The sequence below is a fragment of the Candidatus Erwinia dacicola genome (assembly GCF_001756855.1).
GTDB classification, from domain to species: Bacteria; Pseudomonadota; Gammaproteobacteria; order Enterobacterales; family Enterobacteriaceae; genus Erwinia; species Erwinia dacicola.
Map to the genome: position 1 here is coordinate 1 of NZ_MAYS01000302.1, position 1,642 is coordinate 1,642.

Annotated in this window: 2 protein-coding genes; both read right to left on the reverse strand. The window is 32.3% G+C overall.

The window, feature by feature from the left end:
- Positions 1 to 82: 82 nt before the first annotated feature.
- Entirely contained in the window at positions 83 to 835 is a 753-nt protein-coding gene (locus BBW68_RS08910; RefSeq protein ID WP_070135072.1) for a glycosyltransferase family 2 protein, read from the reverse strand.
- Between the two features lie 14 nt (positions 836 to 849).
- On the reverse strand, positions 850 to 1,642 hold a 793-nt coding region (locus tag BBW68_RS08915; protein WP_148127612.1), incomplete at its 5' end, for a glycosyltransferase.

Consider the following 1,642-nt stretch of genomic DNA (forward strand, 5'->3'; position numbering starts at 1 on the left):
CATGATTACCTATTATTCAATAAATTCAACAAAGCCTATCATACTTTAAAACAAATCAGGTCTAAAATCTTATAATCAGCATTTATTTTCTAAAAACAGCTCTCCAAGCATAGAAACTAAAGCACCAGCAGGAATAAATAACCCCTAGACCTTCAACTCGCCGATATATTTCCCATTGCCTCAATGACTTCTTGAACTTATTTCTAGATATTGATCCGGGCATAATCCTGTACTGAGTAAGTACTTTGTTATAAGGAACAGCTTTAACATCTAATTTAAGAATTTTAAGCCACAAAGCATAGTCTTGGCCAGTTCGCAGCAAAGGCATAGTAAGATCTGGAAAAACAGCACGTCTTAGGATAACTGTCGAACAGCCTAAAGTAGCTTTCTTTTTGAGCATATCCTGATAACCTAAAGGGGAAACTTGATGAGTATCAACATTAATGTTTAATTTTTTACCCTCATCGGATATTAACTCATACGCTGTAAATGAAAAATCAATATTATCACCCATAAATGTGACTTGCTCTTCGAGTTTGTTTGGGAGCCACAGGTCATCACTATCAAGAAAAGCGATAAACTTTCCTTTGGCTTTACTAAGTGAGTTATTACGTGATACTGCTGCACCAGAATTAACTCCATTAGCAAATAATTTAATTCTTGGCTCATTGATAGATATTTTAGAAAGCAACTCATAGGTTCCATCAATTGAACAATCATCCGTAATAATCAACTCCCAATCAGTTATACTCTGATCGAATACAGATCTCAGGGTATCAACTATAGTTAATTTAGAGTTGAAAGTTGGCATTATAATCGAAACTATATATTCCATATAATTCTAGCACCTTAATCATTAAGAAACTTGCAAATATCTGAAGCTACTTTAGCTTTGTTAAAATATTTACAAACCCTTTCTTTCTTTTTTTCGTGAGATAAAAAGAAAGGTCTTGAATTAAAAGTGTACTTGATAATAGATGACAACTCAGCCACTGACTCAATTCTGTTTAATGAAGGATCTGAAAACCCTAGTTTTTTTTGCTCAGAAAAATAGTTATCAATAATCTCTCTGGGACCAAAATCACATTTTGAATAGATAATATCAGCACCTAAATATAGACCTTCAAGAACGACCAAGCCAAATCCTTCTGCGTAAGAAGGTACAATTATATACTTAGCACTTTTCATGTAAACATAAGGATTCTCACATTCACCTTTAAAACTTACAAAGCTTGAAATTCCAAACTTTTCGATTTTACCCTGAAGTTTTTTCCTTTCGTCTCCATCACCAATTATAGCTATATTGATATTGTTATCTTTAATGAAGACACTTCTATCACACAAGGCATCAATTAACACATCACAACCTTTAACCTTAGTTAATCGGCCAACAAATATATAATCAAACACTCTATCATTATGTGAATTATTCTGAGTTTTCTTATCAAGATCTTGATGATCGATAAAATTATTAATTACTCTACAATTTTTAATTTTGTAAAGCAATGACAAATCATTTTTTACCCCCTGAGAAACGCAAATAACTTTAGCATTAATCAGGGAGATGAAGCTATATGTTAACTTTATCACTACTCTATTTAATAATTTTCTTTTTTTGAAAGCAGCAACAGGAGCTGTATGG

Coding starts and splice junctions, on each gene's coding strand:
- BBW68_RS08910 (WP_070135072.1), bottom strand. CDS start 835: ATGGAATATATAGTTTCGATTATAATGCCAACTTTCAACTCTAAATTA.